Origin of the sequence: Citrobacter sp. Cpo071, from assembly GCF_030332765.1 — a bacterium.
Classification (GTDB): domain Bacteria; phylum Pseudomonadota; class Gammaproteobacteria; order Enterobacterales; family Enterobacteriaceae; genus Citrobacter; species Citrobacter portucalensis.
The window spans coordinates 14964-34150 of the sequence record NZ_JAOWHE010000065.1 but is presented as its reverse complement, the minus strand read 5'-3'; the positions used below and the strand labels follow the sequence as shown (position 1 = coordinate 34150).

22 protein-coding genes are annotated in these 19187 nt (G+C 52.9%); 16 read left to right on the top strand and 6 right to left on the bottom strand.

Annotated features, from left to right (window positions below):
- Nucleotides 1–4 precede the first annotated feature (4 nt).
- Nucleotides 5–901 (bottom strand): LysR substrate-binding domain-containing protein, encoded by an 897-nt coding sequence (locus OGY09_RS03320; RefSeq protein ID WP_286589937.1) that lies wholly within the window; start codon nt 899–901, stop codon nt 5–7.
- Between the two features lie 98 nt (nt 902–999).
- Here OGY09_RS03320 and OGY09_RS03315 point away from each other — a divergent pair, with 98 nt between their 5' ends.
- The 7 genes from OGY09_RS03315 (at nt 1000) to csiR (ending at nt 9175) form a co-directional block, all read left to right on the top strand.
- On the top strand, nt 1000–1602 hold the full coding sequence (locus OGY09_RS03315) for a short chain dehydrogenase (protein WP_032944684.1): 603 nt from the start codon (nt 1000–1002) through the stop codon (nt 1600–1602).
- A 248-nt stretch (nt 1603–1850) separates the two neighbouring features.
- The gene (gene glaH / locus OGY09_RS03310; protein ID WP_003826020.1) at nt 1851–2828 is read left to right on the top strand and encodes a glutarate dioxygenase GlaH; all 978 of its coding nucleotides are present in this window, start codon (nt 1851–1853) and stop codon (nt 2826–2828) included.
- Nucleotides 2829–2845: 17 nt separating this feature from the next.
- Nucleotides 2846–4114, top strand: coding sequence for an L-2-hydroxyglutarate dehydrogenase (lhgD, locus tag OGY09_RS03305; protein WP_032944687.1), 1269 nt, complete (start codon nt 2846–2848; stop codon nt 4112–4114).
- 23 nt (nt 4115–4137) lie between these two features.
- A complete protein-coding gene (gabD, locus tag OGY09_RS03300) occupies nt 4138–5586 on the top strand; it encodes an NADP-dependent succinate-semialdehyde dehydrogenase (protein WP_032944689.1) in 1449 nt (482 codons plus the stop codon).
- A 25-nt stretch (nt 5587–5611) separates the two neighbouring features.
- On the top strand, nt 5612–6895 hold the full coding sequence (gene gabT, locus OGY09_RS03295) for a 4-aminobutyrate--2-oxoglutarate transaminase (protein ID WP_008785600.1): 1284 nt from the start codon (nt 5612–5614) through the stop codon (nt 6893–6895).
- 147 nt (nt 6896–7042) lie between these two features.
- Nucleotides 7043–8443, top strand: coding sequence for a GABA permease (gene gabP, locus OGY09_RS03290; protein WP_032944690.1), 1401 nt, complete (start codon nt 7043–7045; stop codon nt 8441–8443).
- Nucleotides 8444–8488: 45 nt separating this feature from the next.
- Nucleotides 8489–9175, top strand: a complete 687-nt coding sequence (gene csiR, locus OGY09_RS03285; protein ID WP_032944692.1) for a DNA-binding transcriptional regulator CsiR — start codon at nt 8489–8491, stop codon at nt 9173–9175.
- A 12-nt stretch (nt 9176–9187) separates the two neighbouring features.
- Here csiR and lysM read toward each other — a convergent pair whose 3' ends face one another.
- Nucleotides 9188–9637, bottom strand: a complete 450-nt coding sequence (gene lysM / locus OGY09_RS03280) for a peptidoglycan-binding protein LysM (protein ID WP_003037241.1) — start codon at nt 9635–9637, stop codon at nt 9188–9190.
- A gap of 95 nt (nt 9638–9732) precedes the next feature.
- Nucleotides 9733–9891, bottom strand: a complete 159-nt coding sequence (locus tag OGY09_RS03275) for a YqaE/Pmp3 family membrane protein (protein ID WP_003037242.1) — start codon at nt 9889–9891, stop codon at nt 9733–9735.
- Nucleotides 9892–10074: 183 nt separating this feature from the next.
- Here OGY09_RS03275 and OGY09_RS03270 point away from each other — a divergent pair, with 183 nt between their 5' ends.
- From OGY09_RS03270 to OGY09_RS03260, 3 genes are all read left to right on the top strand, one after another.
- Complete coding sequence (locus OGY09_RS03270; RefSeq protein WP_003037247.1) at nt 10075–10374, top strand: ArsR/SmtB family transcription factor; 300 nt, start codon at nt 10075–10077, stop codon at nt 10372–10374.
- Between the two features lie 9 nt (nt 10375–10383).
- Nucleotides 10384–10911 carry a rhodanese family protein gene (locus OGY09_RS03265; RefSeq protein WP_032944694.1) on the top strand — a complete coding sequence of 176 codons (528 nt, stop codon included), beginning with the start codon at nt 10384–10386 and terminating at the stop codon, nt 10909–10911.
- Nucleotides 10912–11001: 90 nt separating this feature from the next.
- A complete protein-coding gene (locus OGY09_RS03260; protein WP_003825999.1) occupies nt 11002–11181 on the top strand; it encodes a GDFGVC terminal motif YodC-like protein in 180 nt (59 codons plus the stop codon).
- 36 nt (nt 11182–11217) lie between these two features.
- Here the strand turns inward: OGY09_RS03260 and stpA are convergent, their stop codons facing one another.
- The gene (gene stpA / locus OGY09_RS03255) at nt 11218–11619 is read right to left on the bottom strand and encodes a DNA-binding protein StpA (RefSeq protein WP_032944695.1); all 402 of its coding nucleotides are present in this window, start codon (nt 11617–11619) and stop codon (nt 11218–11220) included.
- Nucleotides 11620–12176: 557 nt separating this feature from the next.
- Between stpA and alaE the strand changes: the two genes are divergently transcribed.
- Nucleotides 12177–12626 carry an L-alanine exporter AlaE gene (gene alaE / locus OGY09_RS03250; protein ID WP_003037259.1) on the top strand — a complete coding sequence of 150 codons (450 nt, stop codon included), beginning with the start codon at nt 12177–12179 and terminating at the stop codon, nt 12624–12626.
- A gap of 36 nt (nt 12627–12662) precedes the next feature.
- Here alaE and OGY09_RS03245 read toward each other — a convergent pair whose 3' ends face one another.
- Together OGY09_RS03245 and pdxR are read right to left on the bottom strand one after the other, a co-directional pair.
- Nucleotides 12663–13013 (bottom strand): DUF2002 family protein, encoded by a 351-nt coding sequence (locus OGY09_RS03245; protein ID WP_003037262.1) that lies wholly within the window; start codon nt 13011–13013, stop codon nt 12663–12665.
- 123 nt (nt 13014–13136) lie between these two features.
- Nucleotides 13137–14471 (bottom strand): MocR-like pyridoxine biosynthesis transcription factor PdxR, encoded by a 1335-nt coding sequence (pdxR, locus tag OGY09_RS03240; RefSeq protein ID WP_032944698.1) that lies wholly within the window; start codon nt 14469–14471, stop codon nt 13137–13139.
- A 90-nt stretch (nt 14472–14561) separates the two neighbouring features.
- On the opposite strand from pdxR, the gene OGY09_RS03235 reads away from it, so the two are divergent.
- The 5 genes from OGY09_RS03235 (at nt 14562) to nrdF (ending at nt 19014) form a co-directional block, all read left to right on the top strand.
- Nucleotides 14562–14993 (top strand): carboxymuconolactone decarboxylase family protein, encoded by a 432-nt coding sequence (locus OGY09_RS03235; protein WP_003825991.1) that lies wholly within the window; start codon nt 14562–14564, stop codon nt 14991–14993.
- A 281-nt stretch (nt 14994–15274) separates the two neighbouring features.
- A complete protein-coding gene (gene nrdH, locus OGY09_RS03230) occupies nt 15275–15520 on the top strand; it encodes a glutaredoxin-like protein NrdH (protein WP_032944700.1) in 246 nt (81 codons plus the stop codon).
- On the top strand, nt 15517–15927 hold the full coding sequence (gene nrdI, locus OGY09_RS03225) for a class Ib ribonucleoside-diphosphate reductase assembly flavoprotein NrdI (RefSeq protein WP_003825987.1): 411 nt from the start codon (nt 15517–15519) through the stop codon (nt 15925–15927). Before nrdH ends, nrdI begins: the two co-directional genes overlap by 4 nt.
- Nucleotides 15900–18044 (top strand): class 1b ribonucleoside-diphosphate reductase subunit alpha, encoded by a 2145-nt coding sequence (gene nrdE / locus OGY09_RS03220; protein WP_032944703.1) that lies wholly within the window; start codon nt 15900–15902, stop codon nt 18042–18044. The genes nrdI and nrdE overlap by 28 nt, the downstream gene beginning before the upstream one ends.
- 10 nt (nt 18045–18054) lie before the next feature.
- Nucleotides 18055–19014, top strand: coding sequence for a class 1b ribonucleoside-diphosphate reductase subunit beta (nrdF, locus tag OGY09_RS03215; RefSeq protein WP_032944704.1), 960 nt, complete (start codon nt 18055–18057; stop codon nt 19012–19014).
- Nucleotides 19015–19187 lie beyond the last annotated feature (173 nt).

Below are 19187 nucleotides of genomic sequence, written 5' to 3'. Positions count from 1 at the left end.
ATTTTTATTTTCCGCGCAGCCCCTGCGTTCCTTCCAGCACATGTTCAACAAACCGTGTCAGCTTAGGCAACGGACGCAAATCCTGTCGCCACAGCAAATGAATTGGCCGCGGCTGCGGCGTAAACCCTTCCAGGATCCGAATCAATTTCCCCGTAGCCAGTTCTTGCGCCAGCAGCACCTCAGGTTGCAATAACAGCCCAGCCCCCGCTACTGCCGCCATACGCAGGCCATGACCATCGTTACAGCGCAGGATCGCATCGCGCTTCCATCTGACCTCCCCCGTCACGCCAGGCAGTATCCACTCGTTTCGAGCCGTCCACACGGTATGAGACAGGCACAGATGATCCACCAGATCCGCGGGCGTCCGGGGGGTGCCATGGCGAGCAAGATAATCTGGCGAAGCACAAATTGCCATACGGTAGGGACACAGGTATTTCGCCACCACGTCAGTCTGATGGATATCGCCAATGCGGATCGCCAGATCGACACCTTCATTCACCAGATCAACCATCCGGTTGGTGAGATCCAGTTCAATGCGCACCTCTGGCCAGGTCTGTAAAAACGCAGCGGCCAGCGGCGAGATCACGCAAGCGCCAAAAGAAGTGGGCGCGCTAATGCGCAGCGTCCCCGCAGGTGCCAGCCGCAGACGCTCTACCGAACGTTCGGCTATCGATACCTGCTCCAGCACGCGACGGGCTTCTTCAAAATAGACGCGTCCGGCATCGGTCAGACTCTGGCGGCGCGTATTACGCTCCAGCAAACGCGTGCCGAGCTGCGCTTCCAGTTGGGTGATATATTTTCCCACCATCACCGCAGACATTTCGAGCCTCGTCGCCGCAGAAGTAAAGCTCCCACTCTCCACCACGGCGACAAACGTTTCCATGCTGCGCAGTTTATCCATATTACAAACCCCTGGTTAGTAATCATCTAACTTTTAGCCAGTTTATCTGATTTCATTTTCATTAAAGAATAGCGGCTCACACTATTGCGGAGGTGGTTATGAAAATCGTCATTATTGGTGCCAGTGGTACAGTGGGTCGCGCAGTTACGCAAGCATTGAGCCGTAAACATGAGGTGGTCCGCGTGGGTCGCACTCAGGGTGATTACCAGGTCGATATCACCTCGCAGGAGAGTGTCAAGGCCTTGTTTGAAAAAGTCGGTCGGGTAGATGCGATCGTTTCCGCCACCGGTAATCTGTTCTTTGGGCCGCTGTCGACAATGACCGACCAGGACTTTAATCAGGGGCTTCAGGATAAACTATTAGGCCAGATACGCCTGGCATTAACCGGGCAGCATTTCCTGAATGATGGCGGATCGATAACGTTAATTAGCGGCATTATCGCCCACGAGCCCATCGCCCAGGGGACAAACGCCGCAACGATCAATGCCGGGCTGGAAGGGTTTGTTCGCGCCGCGGCCTGTGAACTAGGCCATGGTCAACGCATTAACCTGATAAGTCCGACCGTGCTGAGTGAGTCCGCCGAAGCTTACGACAGTTTCTTCCCGGGCTTTGAAAGCGTGCCCGCCACCGCCGTCGCCAACGCCTACCGCCGCAGTGTGGAAGGCATCCAAACCGGGCGTATTTATAAAGTTGGTTACTGACTTTGCCGCTGCCGCTGACACATCACCAACGGCAGCGTGATTAACCCACTGTTTTAAAATACTTTATCTTTTCCCTCGCATTAACCCACACCCTTCATAATGTTAAATATTTGTTGTTTTTGATCACAAATAATAAACAAACAAGCTCATTCTGTGCGCGTTTTTCAAAAATGTAGATATTTTTAATTTATGGCTACGAAACGAGCTGCGCCATATCTCCCTGACAATCTACTGAGAGGAACGATTTGATGAACGCACTGACTGCCGTAAAACCGAACGCTGAAGATCCAGCCCAGCACTACAGCGGTTTCACGCTGAAACCGTCAGCCCAATCCCCACGCCTGCTGGAGCTGACTTTTTCTGCTGAGACCACTGAGCAATTTCTGCAGGCCGTCGCGCAGTGGCCGGTTCAGGCGCTGGAATACAAATCCTTCTTGCGCTTCAAAGTGGGCAAGATCCTCGACGACCTGTGCGGCAATCAGTTACAGCCCCTGCTGCTGAAAACCCTGCTCGATCGTGCCGAAGGCGCACTGCTAATCAATGCCGTTGGCGTAGACGACGTGGCGCAGGCGGAAGAGATGGTCAAGCTGGCAACGGCGGTAGCGCACCTCATCGGACGCTCTAATTTTGATGCGATGAGCGGTCAATATTACGCTCGTTTTGTGGTGAAAAACGTCGATAACTCAGACAGCTATCTGCGCCAGCCTCACCGAGTAATGGAATTGCACAACGACGGAACCTACCTCGAGGAAATCACCGATTACGTGCTGATGATGAAGATCGACGAGCAGAACATGACCGGCGGTAACTCGCTGCTGCTGCACCTCGACGACTGGGAGCATCTGGAGCAGTACTTTACCCATCCTCTGGCACGTCGCGCCATGCGCTTTGCCGCACCGCCAAGCAAAAACGTCAGTCAGGAAGTGTTCCATCCGGTATTTGACGTTGACCAGCAGGGCCGCCCGGTAATGCGCTACATCGACCAGTTCGTCCAGCCAAAAGACTATGAAGAAGGCGTCTGGCTGAGTGACCTGTCCGATGCGCTGGAAACCAGCAAGAGCATTATTTCCGTTCCGGTTTCAGTGGGTAAATTCCTGCTGATCAACAACCTGTTCTGGCTGCACGGGCGCGATCGCTTCACTTCGCATCCGGACTTGCGCCGCGAACTGATGCGCCAGCGTGGTTATTTTGCGTACGCGACCAACCACTACCAGACCCATCAGTAAGCGCGAAGGAAAAGCGGATGTATGATTTTGTGATTATTGGCGGCGGCATTATCGGCATGTCGACCGCCATGCAGCTGATTGATGTCTATCCGGACGCCAAAATCGCGCTACTGGAAAAAGAGTCCGGCCCGGCCTGCCACCAGACGGGCCACAACAGCGGCGTCATTCATGCCGGGGTCTATTACACCCCCGGCAGCCTGAAGGCACAATTTTGCCTGGCCGGAAATCGCGCCACAAAAGCCTTTTGCGACCAAAACGGCATCCGCTACGACGTCTGCGGAAAAATGCTGGTTGCCACCTCCGCTCTGGAAATGGAGCGCATGCGCGCGCTTTGGGATCGCACCGCCGCTAACGGTCTGGAGCGCGAATGGCTAAATGCGCAGGAACTTCGCGAGCGTGAACCCAATATCACCGGACTGGGCGGCATTTTTGTCCCGTCGAGCGGGATTGTCAGCTACCGCGAAGTCACCGCCGCGATGGCGAAGATTTTCCAGGCCAAAGGCGGTGAAATTATTTACAACGCCGAGGTCAGCGCGCTGAAAGAGCATGCTGCAGGCGTGATTGTCCGTACCCGTCAGGGCCAGGAATATGAAGGCGCGACGCTGATTAGCTGTTCTGGCCTGATGGCGGACCGACTGGTAAAAATGCTCGGCGTTGAACCTGGCTTTATCATCTGTCCGTTCCGGGGCGAATATTTCCGCCTGGCGCCAGAACATAATCAGATAGTTAACCATTTGATCTACCCCATCCCCGACCCGGCGATGCCGTTTCTCGGCGTTCATTTGACCCGGATGATTGACGGCAGCGTCACCGTCGGCCCCAACGCGGTACTGGCATTTAAACGTGAAGGCTATCGTAAACGTGACTTCTCGCTCAGCGATACGCTGGAGATCCTCGGCTCTTCTGGTATTCGCCGCGTGCTGCAAAACAACCTGCGCTCAGGGCTTGGCGAAATGAAGAATTCGCTGTGCAAAAGCGGTTATCTGCGGCTGGTACAAAAGTACTGCCCGAGCCTGACGCTTAAGGATCTGCAACCTTGGCCTGCGGGCGTACGGGCACAGGCGGTGTCACCTGATGGCAAGCTTATCGACGATTTTCTGTTTGTCACCACGCCACGCTCAATTCACACCTGTAACGCCCCTTCTCCGGCAGCAACGTCGGCGATCCCTATCGGCGCACATATTGTCAGCAAAGTACATGCGCTGCTGGAGAACCAGAGTAACCCCGGACGCACGCTGCGTGCGGCACGTAGCGTGGAGACATTACACGCCGCATTTACCCGTTAAACCGATTAAGACAGGAAGCAATCATGCAACTTAACGATCCAACATTATTTCGCCAGCAGGCACTGATCGACGGCAACTGGCGTGACGCCAACAGCGGCGAGACCATCGCGGTGACCAATCCCGCCAACGGTCAGCAATTGGGTAGCGTACCTAAAATGGGGGCAGATGAAACCCGCGAAGCGATTAACGCCGCTAACCGCGCCCTGCCGGCCTGGCGTGCGCTGACCGCCAAAGAGCGAGCCAATATCCTGCGCCGCTGGTTCAACCTGATGATTGAGCATCAGGACGATCTCGCCCGCTTGATGACCCTGGAACAGGGTAAACCGCTGGCGGAGGCCAAAGGCGAAATCACCTATGCAGCCTCATTTATTGAGTGGTTTGCCGAAGAGGGCAAACGCATCTATGGCGATACGATCCCTGGCCATCAGGCTGATAAACGCCTGATCGTCATTAAGCAGCCGATCGGCGTTACCGCCGCGATTACGCCGTGGAACTTCCCCTCAGCGATGATCACCCGTAAAGCCGGTCCGGCGCTGGCAGCAGGCTGTACGATGGTGCTTAAACCCGCCAGTCAAACCCCCTACTCCGCACTGGCGCTGGCAGAACTGGCTAATCGCGCCGGGATCCCGGCTGGCGTTTTCAGCGTGGTGACTGGTTCTGCGAGCGCGGTCGGCAACGAGCTAACAGGCAACCCGCTGGTACGCAAGCTGTCATTTACCGGCTCGACCGAAATCGGCCGTCAGTTAATGCAGCAGTGCGCCAAAGACATCAAAAAAGTATCGCTGGAGCTGGGCGGCAATGCGCCGTTTATCGTCTTTGACGATGCCGATCTTGATAAAGCCGTGGAAGGCGCGCTGGCATCGAAGTTCCGTAACGCTGGTCAAACCTGCGTCTGCGCCAACCGCCTGTACGTGCAGGACGGCGTGTATGAGCGCTTTGCTGAAAAACTCCAGCAGGCGGTGAGCAAGCTGCATCTCGGCGATGGTCTGCAACCTGACGTCACCACCGGACCGCTGATCGACGAGAAAGCGGTTGCCAAAGTGCAGGAACACATCGCCGATGCTCTGGATAAAGGCGCACGCATTATCGCGGGCGGTAAACCTCATGCGCTCGGCGGTAACTTCTTCCAGCCCACCATTCTGGTAGATGTGCCTGATAACGCGAAGGTCGCCAAAGAGGAAACCTTCGGCCCGCTGGCTCCGCTGTTTCGTTTTAAAGACGAAGCTGACGTCATCGCTCAGGCCAACGACACCGAGTTTGGTCTGGCCGCCTATTTCTACGCCCGTGATTTAAGCCGCGTCTTCCGCGTTGGCGAAGCGCTGGAGTACGGCATCGTCGGGATTAACACCGGCATTATCTCCAACGAAGTCGCCCCGTTTGGGGGGATAAAAGCCTCCGGTCTTGGCCGTGAAGGATCGAAATACGGCATCGAAGACTACTTAGAAATCAAATATATGTGCATCGGCCTTTAATAAAACAAATACTGGAGAACACCTGATGAGCACCAACAAAGAACTTATGCAACGTCGCAGCAACGCCGTTCCCCGTGGCGTAGGACAGATCCACCCTATTTTTGCCGAGCGGGCAGAAAACTGTCGGGTCTGGGACGTTGAAGGCCGGGAATTCCTCGACTTTGCTGGCGGTATTGCGGTGCTGAACACCGGTCACCTGCATCCGCAGATCGTCTCTGCGGTAGAAGCGCAGTTGAAAAAGCTGTCCCATACCTGTTTCCAGGTGCTGGCCTATGAGCCGTACCTGGAGCTGTGTGAAATCATGAATAAGAAAGTGCCGGGTGATTTCGCCAAGAAAACCCTGCTGGTGACCACCGGTTCTGAAGCGGTAGAAAACGCGGTGAAAATCGCCCGCGCCGCCACCAAGCGTACGGGGACTATCGCCTTTAGCGGCGCTTACCACGGTCGTACCCACTACACCCTGTCACTGACCGGGAAAGTCAATCCGTACTCCGCCGGAATGGGGCTGATGCCGGGTCACGTCTATCGCGCGCTTTATCCTTGCCCTCTGCACGGCATCAGTGAAGATGATGCTATCGCCAGCATTCACCGCATTTTCAAAAACGATGCCGCGCCAGAAGACGTCGCCGCCATCGTGATTGAACCCGTTCAGGGCGAAGGCGGCTTTTACGCAGCCTCTCCTTCCTTTATGCAACGGCTGCGCGCCATTTGTGACGAACACGGGATCATGCTGATTGCCGATGAAGTACAGAGCGGTGCGGGCCGTACCGGTACGCTGTTTGCCATGGAGCAGATGGGCGTTGCGCCCGATCTCACCACCTTCGCCAAATCCATCGCCGGAGGCTTCCCGCTGGCGGGCGTGACCGGACGCGCCGAAGTCATGGACGCAATCCCACCGGGCGGTCTGGGCGGTACCTATGCCGGTAACCCAATTGCCTGCGCCGCCGCGCTGGCGGTACTGAACATTTTTGAACAGGAAAATCTGCTGCAAAAAGCCAACGAACTGGGACAAACCCTGCGCGAAGGCCTGCTGGCTATCGCGGAAACCCATCGCGAGATTGGCGACGTACGCGGGCTGGGCGCGATGATTGCTATCGAACTGTTCGAAAACGGCGACCACACGAAACCAGACGCCAAACTGACTGCGGAAGTGGTGGCGCGTGCACGCGAGAAAGGACTGATCCTGCTCTCCTGCGGACCTTACTACAACGTGCTGCGCATTCTTGTCCCGCTGACTATTGAAGATGCGCAAATCCGCCAGGGGCTGGACATTATCGCCCAGTGTTTTGCCGAGGCAAAGCAGGGTTAAACCCCCGAGTAAAAACGGGAAATTGTAGGCCGGATAAAGCGCAAGCGCTGCCATCCGGCAATGTTGTGATGCCCGGTGGCGCTACGCTTACCGGGCCTACGGGTAAGGTGCAGGAAGCGACGTCAATAACAATAACGAGGTTTAAAGATGGGGCAAGTGTCACAATCACATGATTTAGGGGGCGGGCTGAAATCACGCCACGTCACCATGCTGTCTATTGCCGGGGTAATCGGCGCAAGTCTGTTCGTCGGTTCAAGTGTGGCGATTGCAGAAGCCGGTCCCGCAGTATTATTAGCCTATCTGTTCGCCGGATTGCTGGTGGTGATGATTATGCGCATGCTGGCCGAAATGGCCGTTGCCACCCCGGATACCGGTTCTTTTTCCACTTACGCCGATAAGGCCATTGGCCCGTGGGCAGGTTATACCATCGGCTGGCTGTACTGGTGGTTCTGGGTGTTAGTTATCCCTCTGGAAGCGAATATCGCCGCCATCATTCTGCACTCCTGGGTACCAGGTATTCCTATCTGGCTGTTTTCTCTGGTTATCACGCTGGCGTTAACCGGCAGTAATTTGCTGAGCGTCAAAAATTACGGTGAGTTCGAGTTCTGGCTGGCGCTGTGCAAAGTGGTTGCCATTCTGGCGTTTATTACCCTCGGTGCGGCGGCGATTAGCGGTTTCTACCCTTATGCCGAGGTTAGCGGAGTTTCACGCCTGTGGGATCAGGGCGGCTTTATGCCCAACGGTTTTGGCGCCGTGATCAGCGCGATGTTGATCACCATGTTCTCCTTTATGGGCGCAGAGATAGTTACCATCGCCGCCGCCGAATCCGATACCCCGGATAAACATATCGTTCGCGCCACCAACTCGGTTATCTGGCGTATCTCTATCTTCTATCTGTGCTCTATTTTTGTGGTGGTGGCGCTGATCCCGTGGAACATGCCGGGCCTGAAAGAAGTCGGTTCTTATCGCTCGGTGCTGGAGCTACTGCATATCCCGCACGCGAAATTGATCATGGACTGCGTCATTTTACTGTCGGTGACCAGCTGTCTTAACTCCGCGCTGTATACGTCATCGCGTATGCTCTACTCCCTTAGCCGCCGTGGCGATGCCCCCGCCTTTATGGGTAAAACGAACCGCAGCAAAACGCCTTATGTGGCGGTGTTACTGTCGACAGGTGCTGCGTTCCTCACCGTCATCGTCAACTATTACGCCCCGGCCAAGGTGTTTAAATTCCTGATCGACAGCTCCGGTGCCATCGCGCTGCTGGTGTATCTGGTCATTGCCGTTTCTCAACTGCGGATGCGCAAAATCCTGCTGGCGCGAGGCGGTGAAATTAAACTGAAAATGTGGCTCTATCCGTGGCTTACCTGGCTGGTCATCGCGTTTATTATCTTTGTGTTGGTGGTCATGCTGTTTCGCCCGGCCCAACAGCTGGAAGTTATCTCTACCGGGTTGTTAGCCATAGGAATTATTTGCACCGTGCCCATTATGTCACGCTGGAAAAAACTGCTATCGTGGCAAAAAGCACCATTGCAAAATACGCATTAAACCTGTTCCCGGCGCAGGCCGGGAAATCCTTTCAGGAGTATGACCATGACCGCCATTCCCCAACCGACGGCCATTGATGGATACCGCTGGCTGAAAAACGACATCATCCGCGGTGTGTATCAGCCTGATGAAAAACTGCGTATGAGTCTGCTAACCTCACGCTATGAGCTAGGCGTGGGACCGCTGCGCGAAGCGCTTTCGCAGTTAGTTGCCGAGCGGTTAGTGACGGTGGTTAATCAGAAAGGGTATCGTGTCGCCCCGATGTCAGAGCAGGAGTTGCTCGATATTTTCGATGCCCGCGCCAATATGGAAGCCATGCTGGTCGCGCTGGCCATTGAACGCGGCGACGACGCCTGGGAAGCTGAAATTCTGGCGCGCGCGCATATGCTCAGTAAGCTTGAAGCCATTGACGCCAGCGAACAGATGCTCGACGAGTGGGATCAGCGCCATCAGGCATTTCACTCGGCGATTGTCGCTGGCTGTGGTTCACAATATCTGCTGCAAATGCGCGAACGGCTGTTCTCTCTGGCGGCGCGCTACCGGTTTATCTGGCTACGTAAAACGGTGCTGTCGGTTGAAATGCTGGAAGACAAACACGATCAGCACAAGACGCTGACCGAAGCGATTCTGGCACGTGATGCCACGTGCGCCAGCGAATTAATGCGCCAGCACTTGCTGACGCCGATTCCGATTATTCAACAGGCTATGTCCGGTAAATTACTGACGCAATAAGCCTGAATAACATTACTGTTCCGGAATACGTAAAACCTGCCCAGGATAGATTTTATCCGGGCTTTTTAGCATTGGTTTATTCGCTTCAAATATCTGGTTATATAGGTTGGCATTACCGTAAACCTGTTTGGCAATAGCGCTCAGGGTATCCCCAGATTTCACGGTATAAAACTGGCTTTCGCTCGCGGGTGCAGAGGTTTTAACCTGATCATCTACGCTGGCGATACCAGAGATATTACCAATCGCGATCAGAATTTTTTCTTTTGCTTCCTGACTTAATCCATCACCAGAAACCGTGGCTTTGCCTTCGTTAATTTGCACGTCCACTTTATCCGCATCAGGGATGCCGGTTTTGTTCAGGTGTTCCTGCACTTTTTTTGCCAGATCGGCTGTGTCATGGTTTCCAGTGACCGCATCCCACAGTTTTTCACCTGCATCTTTTACAAAATTGAAGAGTCCCATATCCACCTCGGTAATTAACAATCAACACCCAAAAGTGTAGCAGAGGAGAAAGGGGCACAAAGAAAACGGCGCCAAAGCGCCGTAGTAGAAAGGAATTAATTACGCGTCTGTATCCAGAAGGCATGGATCAAACCAGGAATGTAGCCCAGCAGCGTCAGAACGATATTGAGGATAAATGCCCAGCCGAATCCCTTCCCCAGCAGCACGCCAAGCGGGGGCAGAATAATAGTAAAAACGATTCTCCAGAAACCCATACACACTCCCTACAAGCAAAAATTAATCATTGTTTAAAAAGAGATTTTATCTCTAAGATTAATCAGTGTAGCTAACTCCTCCCGTCTCGCCCTGCTGTTTTACCCTCCTTTACGCTCTTTACGCTGGCGTACGTTGGCTGTTTATTTTAGAATGCACTTAATTTAGACAATGCTTAAATACATATGACTGAACTTGAACAACTCCAGGCCAGCGCTGAACAGGCTGCCGCCCTGCTAAAAGCGATGAGTAACCCGAAACGGTTGCTGATTTTGTGCATGCTCTGTGGTTCACCCGGTACCAGCGCGGGTGAGTTAGCCCGTGTTACCGGCCTTAGTCCTTCCGCCACATCCCAGCATCTGGCGCGTATGCGTGAAGAAGGTCTGATAGAAAGCCAGCGCGATGCCCAGCGCATCCTCTACTCCATTAAAAATGCGGCCGTGAATTCGCTGATCGCCACATTAAAAACACTGTATTGCCCATAAGGAGCCATCATGACTATTGGGACGATTTCCCCACGCGAGGCGCAGACACTGGTCGCGCAGGGTGCAAAACTGATTGATATCCGCGATGCTGACGAGTATCTGCACGAGCATATTCCTGAGGCACATCTGGCGCCATTACCCGCGCTTGAGCAGGGATCGCTGCCAGCGAATTTACGCGCCGAGCAGGTGATTTTTCACTGCCAGTCAGGCAAACGTACACAAAATGCGGCAACAAAACTGAGCGCCATCGCCGCACCCGCGCAGGTCTGGTTGCTGGAAGGTGGAATTGACGGCTGGAAAGCCGCAGGGTTGCCGGTGGCGAAAGACAGTTCACAACCGTTACCGCTGATGCGTCAGGTGCAGATAGCCGCAGGCAGTCTTGCCCTACTCGGCGTTATTCTGGGCTATAGCGTTAGCAGCGCCTTCTTCCTGCTGAGCGGTTTTGTGGGCGCCGGGCTGATACTCGCTGGCGTAACCGGCTTTTGCGGTATGGCGCGATTACTGGACATCATGCCCTGGAACCGACGTACTCATTAAGCGGTAATCATTGAAACAGCACTGTACCCGCCGGTTGACGTGATCTATGGTGAGTTCTGCGATAAATGATAAATAAAGGAGCGCAACAATATGTTTAAACCTGGCGATCTGGTTCAACCGCGTATGGGCGGTCCAAAACTGAAGGTTGTTGAAGTCAATGACGATCAAATTGTGGCGGTACAAGCCAGTAATGAAAGCGGTGATAAATTCACGCTGAAAGCAGCTGATGTCACGCGATATACCGAAGAGGGTGATTTCGGCGTTTGCTGAAAATAAGCGGTGAGGATCTCCTCACCGCCTTCGCAATTAGATCAAAAAGTCATCAAGAGATTTACCGGCAGCCAGCGCCTGGGCAATTGGCTTCGGTGTGCGACCTTGTCCGGTCCATGTTTTCGTTTCACCATTGAGATCGATAAAACGATATTTCGCCGGGCGCGGTTCGCGTTTTTTAACTGAACGTGCCGTCGCAGGTGTTATGCTCAGCAGCTCCTCCGGGCTGATCCCGTCTGCCTGCATCTGCGCCAGCAAGGCATTAATTTTTGCCTGCTGTTCTGCACGTTGGCGCTGTAGCTGTTCTTCTTCATCGCGCCGTTCTTTGGTCACTACCCTGAATTTTTCAAGCATATCTTCCAGTACATCAACGGAAAATTCACGAGCCATTGCACGCAGCGAGCGGATATTATTTAAGTTTTTTAACATTGAGCTCATATTAACAAAACCTCTTTAACGTAAAACATAAAAACGGTATTACGCTAAATATTGTATGCAACCAATTATTATATTTCCAGTCTAATTTATTCGTTTATCATTAAACAAATAGCCAACTCTGATATTTATAGCATCCATTCTGCTATCGCCCAGACAATATATTCTATTACCCTGATTGCAGCTTTGAATATACCTGCAAGGTATCTCAACGCGTCACTTAAGAAACAAGCCACGGCATCTCGTGGAACCAACGAGTATACATAATGCACATCAGTCAACATTCAGAAAAGGAGCGCAAAAAATTCAGAAAAACAAGCAACAATAACTCCTTGATCTAAAAAGATTTTAATTAACACAGCAACGAAAACACCAAAACGAACAAAAAACAAACCATTACAGAGCATTTTATCGACAAAAAGACAATAAATAAAAATTTTCAGCTAGTTGCTAGTTATTATCCAGGCAGATATCCTATTAAAACGCGAAAGCAGCAAGACAAATCACTAGCAGTTAAGGTATTCAAAACCTTTTTTCCCCTTTTTACAAGGAGCATTAACATGTTCTCTCCGCAGTCACGCTTGCGTCATGCAGTAGCAGACACGTTCGCGATGGTTGTTTATTGTTCTGTCGTGAACATGTTGATCGAAATATTCCTTTCTGGAATGAGCTTCGAACAGTCGCTGTATTCCAGATTAGTCGCTATCCCTGTCAACATACTGATCGCGTGGCCATACGGCATGTATCGTGATTTGTTCATGCGCGCGGCCCGTAAAGCCACGCAGGCAGGATGGGCAAAAAATCTGGCGGATGTGCTGGCTTATGTCACCTTCCAGTCGCCGGTGTATGTGATTATTCTGCTGACGGTTGGCGCAGACTGGCATCAGATTACGGCTGCAGTAAGTTCGAACATCGTGGTGTCAATGCTGATGGGCGCTGTCTATGGCTACTTTCTTGATTATTGCCGCCGCTTGTTTAAGGTCAGCAGCTATCATCAGGCTAAAGCCTGACACGCTTCTTCGCGACTGGCACTGCCAGTCGCGTTATTAGTTAGAATTAACGTCGCCAAACAGCCCGCTCAGATAACGTTCAAGCGCAATACGCGAGCTAAAGCCGTGCGGAATACCATAATGCTCATGAGTCTCTCCGGCTAAATACAGCGGGAATTGCTGGTAATGATCGCAAGTTTTAATATCCGTTGCCGGTTCCGCCAGCGAAGAGCTACGCTCTTTCAACGTGGGATGGATAATTAATGCGGTACGCCCCATGCGAGCTTCACGATTAACATACACATAATTTTCGCCACGCCGATAGCCGTACGTTTTCTGCGTCACTACATCAACGGTAAAGCCCACTTTTTCAAGTACGCGCGCCACCTCATCAGGTCGTAAATACATATTATTTTCCTCGTTATCTTTTACTGCGGGCTTACCTTACCTGATTCAGCATTAGCAACGCTTTCAGAAAAGTCCATAAACGAGTGAACACGATGAGACGAATATCTTAAGTAACGTACAGATTTATGTCAGCGCCAACCTCAGTTGGTAGGCCGCCTGTTGCGCCATTTCCGCCGAGCTGATATTAGTAAATGACAGCAATATTCCCCCCTTTCCTTCTGACGTTATTCGCCAGCGGCTTAGCGCCTGAACCGCTAACCCGGCCTGATTCGCTTTGCGCACCAGCGCAGTATCATCTCCGTCTACACTCATCACCAGTTGAATCCCACCTTCCTGAGGAATGACGCTAAACCCTTGTTCGGTCAGGGCGTTTTCCATCCATTGTCGTCGTTCGGCATAATGCTGTCGCATACGTTTTAAGTGTCGCCAGAAGTAGCCGTCTCGCATGAAATCCGCCAGCGTTTGCTGCCATAGAACCGGAACGCTACAGGCCGTTAGCGCCGCTTGTTGGCGAAAGCGTTCAACCTGGGTCAGAGGCACCACCAGCCATGCCGTACGCAAAGCCGGAAACATCGATTTGCTGAACGTTCCGGCATAAATCACCCGCTGAGGCGCATCCAGACTTTTTAGCGGCGGCAACGGCTTACCGTGGTAACGAAATTCACTGTCATAGTCATCTTCGATTACCCACGCCTGCGCACGAGTCGCCCACTCCAGCAACTGGTGGCGACGGTCCAAAGACAGTGCTACCCCCAGAGGGCTTTGATGAGCGGGAGTGAGCAGTACAAAACGCGCCTGCGGGTAGTCGCGGATCCCGGCGCTGACATCCAGACCATCGGCATCCACCACTACCGGCATCAACTCAATGCGTTCCTGAGCCACCACGGGCCGGATCAGCGGAAAACCGGGATCTTCGACCCACATTCCCTCACCGGGATGCGCCAGAGCGCGCAGGATTAACGTCATTGATGCCGCATAGCCTGGAGTGATAAAAATCTGCTCTGGCTGGCATTCAATGCTGCGTGAAACGCGCAGATAATCAACAATTGCCTGGCGTAACACCCGTTCGCCACATACATCCCCCACCGCCAGATCAAAACGCGTTTGGGTGCGTAAACGCCGTCCCATCACCCGTGCCCAGACTTCACGCGGAAAAAGATCGAGTGCGGGTAATCCCATCTGAAAAGGTTGCGGTCTGGGATTTTCTCCGGCGAAGATGGCAGGCGATGCAGGCGCCCTTTCTGGTCGCAGTTGCTCACTGACAAACGTCCCTGCCTGTCCACGCCGCGCGAGCCAGCCCTGCGCCACCAGCTCGGCATAGGCATTTTCCACCGTCGAGCGTGATACTCCCAGCTCCTGGGCCCAGGTCCGGCTGGAGGGCAATCTGGTACCAGGCTTGAGTTCGCCTTTCTCAATTGCGTTTTTTAACTGACGGGCGATTTGCTGATAACGTGGCATTTATGGTCTGCTTTTTTGGCAACAATATGGCTCTCTGTTGCAGTCCATTATAGTGCTACATTGCGGGTCATCCAAACGAGGAGAAATACCATGACAATGTTACGCCAGCCCTATTACGAACTCAGTCCTGAAATCTATAACGCTCTGGTTCAGGCAAGCCAAGCGCTGGAAAACTGCGCGCTGGAACCTACGTTGACGGAGCTGATTTACCTGCGGGTCTCGCAAATCAACGGCTGCGCCTTTTGTCTGGAAATGCACAGTAAAGCACTGCGCAAATCCGGTGTTGCGCAGGCCAAACTGGACGCACTGGCAGGCTGGCGGGTGAGTCACCACTTCAGCGAACAGGAACGTGCGGCGCTGGCGTGGGCCGAATCGGTCACCCAGATTGCCACTACTCACGCCGAAGATGACGTTTATCTGCCGCTGCTAGACCATTTCAGCGCGAAAGAAATTAGCGACCTGACATTTGCCATTAGTCTGATGAACTGCTTTAACCGTCTGGCGGTGGGGATGCGCATGTGATTCTGCGCTGCCGGATGGCGGCATAAATGCCTTATCCGGCCTACGTTGTGCTCTCCTGTTGCCCGTAGGCCCGATAAGCTTAGCGCCATCGGGCAATTTATAACCACCCGTTAGCCTTCCCCCGCCACGCTCATCACCCCGCTCATCATCAATCTAAAATTCCCATATCTTGTATGGTTGAATCTTTTTAAAACTACATCTAGTATCTTTCCTATCAGAACACACACAACCCGACGCCCTATATCGCGCCGATCCTTTATTTTTAAATGGAAATACGAATCATGAGTATTATTATTTACACTCGCAATAACTGTGTTCAGTGCCACGCCACCAAACGGGCAATGGAAAGCCGTGGTTTTGACTTTGAGATGGTAAACGTCGATTTACAGCCCGATTTGGCTGATAGCCTGCGCGATCAAGGGTTTCGCCAGCTACCGGTCGTGGTCGCGGGTGAAACCAGTTGGTCAGGGTTTCGCCCGGACATGATCAACCGTCTGCATCCAGAACACCGTGTGGCCAGCGCATGAGTCAGCTCGTCTACTTCTCCAGCAGCTCCGAAAATACGCACCGCTTTATGCAGCGTCTGGGGCTGCCAGCCATCCGCATTCCGCTTAACGAACGCGAGCGGATCCGGGTAGACGAACCTTACATATTAATCGTGCCGTCCTACGGCGGCGGCGGCACTGCTGGCGCGGTCCCAAGACAGGTGATCCGCTTTTTAAACGATACGCACAACCGGGCGTTAATCCGTGGGGTGATCGCCTCCGGCAATCGTAATTTCGGTGACGCCTACGGTCGCGCGGGTGATGTCATCTCACAAAAATGCGGCGTGCCGTGGCTCTATCGCTTTGAGCTGATGGGCACCCAAAGCGATATCGACAACGTTCGAAAAGGAGTGAGCGAATTTTGGCAACGACAACCGCAGAACGTGTAATGCAGCCAACGCTGGATTATCACGCCCTGAACGCCATGCTGAATCTGTACGATAAAGCCGGGCGCATTCAGTTCGACAAAGACCATCAGGCCGTGGAGGCCTTCTTTGCCGCCCACGTCCGCCCAAACTCGGTGGCGTTTGCCAGCCAGCAGGAGCGCCTGGAAACGTTGGTGGATGAAGGCTATTACGATGCCAGCGTGTTAGCCCGCTACGATCGCGCGTTCGTGCTGAAGCTATTCGATCACGCCCACGCCAGCGGATTCCGTTTCCAGACGTTCCTCGGCGCATGGAAGTTCTACACCAGCTATACGCTGAAAACGTTCGACGGTAAGCGCTATCTCGAAGACTTTGAGGATCGGGTCACGATGGTGGCGCTCACGCTGTCGCAGGGCGATGAAACGCTCGCGATGCAACTGACCGATGAAATGCTCTCCGGGCGCTTTCAGCCCGCCACACCAACCTTTTTAAACTGCGGCAAACAGCAACGCGGTGAGCTGGTCTCCTGCTTCCTGTTGCGTATTGAAGACAACATGGAGTCTATTGGTCGGGCGGTCAACTCCGCACTTCAGCTCTCCAAGCGCGGTGGCGGCGTGGCGTTTTTGCTCTCTAACCTGCGCGAAGCAGGTGCGCCGATTAAACGCATTGAGAATCAGTCCTCCGGCGTAATCCCGGTAATGAAAATGCTGGAAGATGCGTTTTCTTATGCCAATCAACTCGGCGCGCGTCAGGGTGCGGGCGCAGTGTACCTGCACGCACACCATCCGGATATTTTACGTTTTCTGGATACCAAACGTGAAAACGCCGACGAGAAAATCCGCATCAAAACCCTGTCGCTTGGCGTGGTGATCCCGGATATCACCTTTAAGCTGGCCAAAGAGAATGCCGACATGGCGCTGTTCTCACCCTATGACGTGGAACGCATTTACGGCAAAGCGTTCGGCGATATCGCCGTCAGTGAACGCTATGACGAACTGCTTGCCGACGAACGTGTGCGTAAAAAATACATTAACGCCCGCGATTTCTTCCAGCGTCTGGCCGAGATCCAGTTTGAGTCTGGCTATCCTTACATCATGTTTGAAGATACGGTGAATAGCGCCAATCCAATTGCCGGTCGGATCAATATGAGCAACCTGTGCTCGGAGATTTTGCAGGTTAACAGTGCCTCCACCTACGATGAAAATCTCAATTACGCGCAGACCGGGCACGATATTTCCTGCAATCTCGGCTCGTTAAACATTGCCCATACCATGGATTCACCCGACTTTGGTCGTACCGTGGAAACGGCGATTCGTGGCTTAACCGCCGTTTCGGACATGAGCCATATCCGCAGCGTGCCCTCGATTGAGGCCGGAAACAGCGCGTCGCACGCGATTGGTCTTGGGCAGATGAATCTGCACGGGTATCTGGCGCGGGAAGGGATCGCCTACGGTTCGCCGGAAGGGCTGGATTTCACCAATCTCTATTTCTATACCATCACCTGGCATGCGCTGAATACGTCAATGAAGATCGCCCGCGAGCGCGGTCAAACCTTTGCCGGATTCAAACAGTCGCGCTACGCCAGCGGCGAGTATTTTAACCAGTATCTGCAGGGCGACTGGCAACCAAAAACCGCCAAGGTTCGCACGCTGTTTGCCGCCAGCGGCATTACGCTGCCGACGCGCGAGATGTGGTCACAGTTGCGTGAAGATGTGATGCGCTACGGCATTTATAACCAGAATTTACAGGCGGTTCCCCCCACCGGTTCTATCTCCTACATCAATCATGCCACGTCAAGCATTCACCCGATCGTGTCGAAAGTGGAGATTCGCAAAGAGGGCAAAACCGGGCGCGTTTACTACCCTGCCCCGTTTATGACCAATGAGAATTTGGCCTTGTATCAGGATGCCTATGAGATCGGTCCACAAAAAATCATTGATACCTACGCAGAAGCAACGCGCCATGTCGATCAGGGGCTTTCACTGACGCTCTTTTTCCCCGATACCGCCACCACGCGCGATATCAATAAAGCGCAGATTTACGCCTGGCGTAAGGGCATCAAATCCCTGTACTACATCCGACTACGCCAGCTGGCGCTGGAAGGCACCGAAATCGAAGGCTGCGTGTCATGCGCGCTGTAAGGAGGAGAAAATGACATTATCCCGCGTGAGCGCCATCAACTGGAACAAGATTGAGGATGATAAAGATCTTGAGGTATGGAACCGTCTGACCAGTAACTTCTGGCTCCCGGAAAAGGTCCCGCTCTCCAATGACATTCCGGCCTGGCAAACGTTGAACGCCGCCGAACAGCAGCTAACAATCCGCGTTTTTACCGGGCTGACGCTGCTCGACACCATTCAGAATGTTGCCGGAGCACCAGCGTTAATGGCTGATTCGTTAACGCCGCATGAAGAGGCGGTGCTGTCGAATATCAGCTTTATGGAGGCGGTGCACGCCCGTTCATACAGCTCTATATTCTCTACCCTTTGCCAGACCAAAGACGTGGATGCTGCCTACGCCTGGAGTGAAGAAAATACCCCACTCCAGCGCAAAGCGCAGATCGTTTTGACACATTACGCCAGCGACGAACCGCTGAAGAAAAAAATAGCCAGCGTGTTTCTGGAATCCTTCCTGTTCTATTCTGGCTTCTGGTTGCCAATGTATTTTTCCAGCCGCGGCAAATTGACCAATACCGCCGATCTCATTCGTCTGATCATTCGTGATGAAGCGGTTCATGGGTATTACATTGGTTATAAATATCAAAAAGGTCTGGAGCATATTTGCGAATCCGCACGCGAGGAGTTAAAGAATTTTGCCTTTGACCTGCTGATGGAATTGTATGATAACGAAGCGCGTTATACTGAAGAGTTGTATGCAGAAACCGGCTGGGTGGATGACGTCAAAGCCTTCCTTTGTTACAACGCCAATAAGGCATTAATGAATTTGGGATATGAGGCGCTATTCCCGCCTGAAATGGCGGAGGTTAACCCGGCAATCCTTGCCGCACTGTCGCCCAACGCTGACGAAAACCACGATTTCTTCTCGGGTTCCGGCTCATCTTATGTGATGGGAAAAGCGGTCGAAACCGAAGATGACGACTGGAATTTCTAGCGCTCATTTTCACGGAAAATACCGTACATTTTTCGCGGAAATATTTTAACAGGATCACACTTTTGTCGTGCAAATATAATTGTGTGATCTACACTCAATATCAGCCGCATTATTCGCCTGCATTCCAGCAATTCAGGCGATTTTTCATTGCCATTTACAAAAAATATTAACCC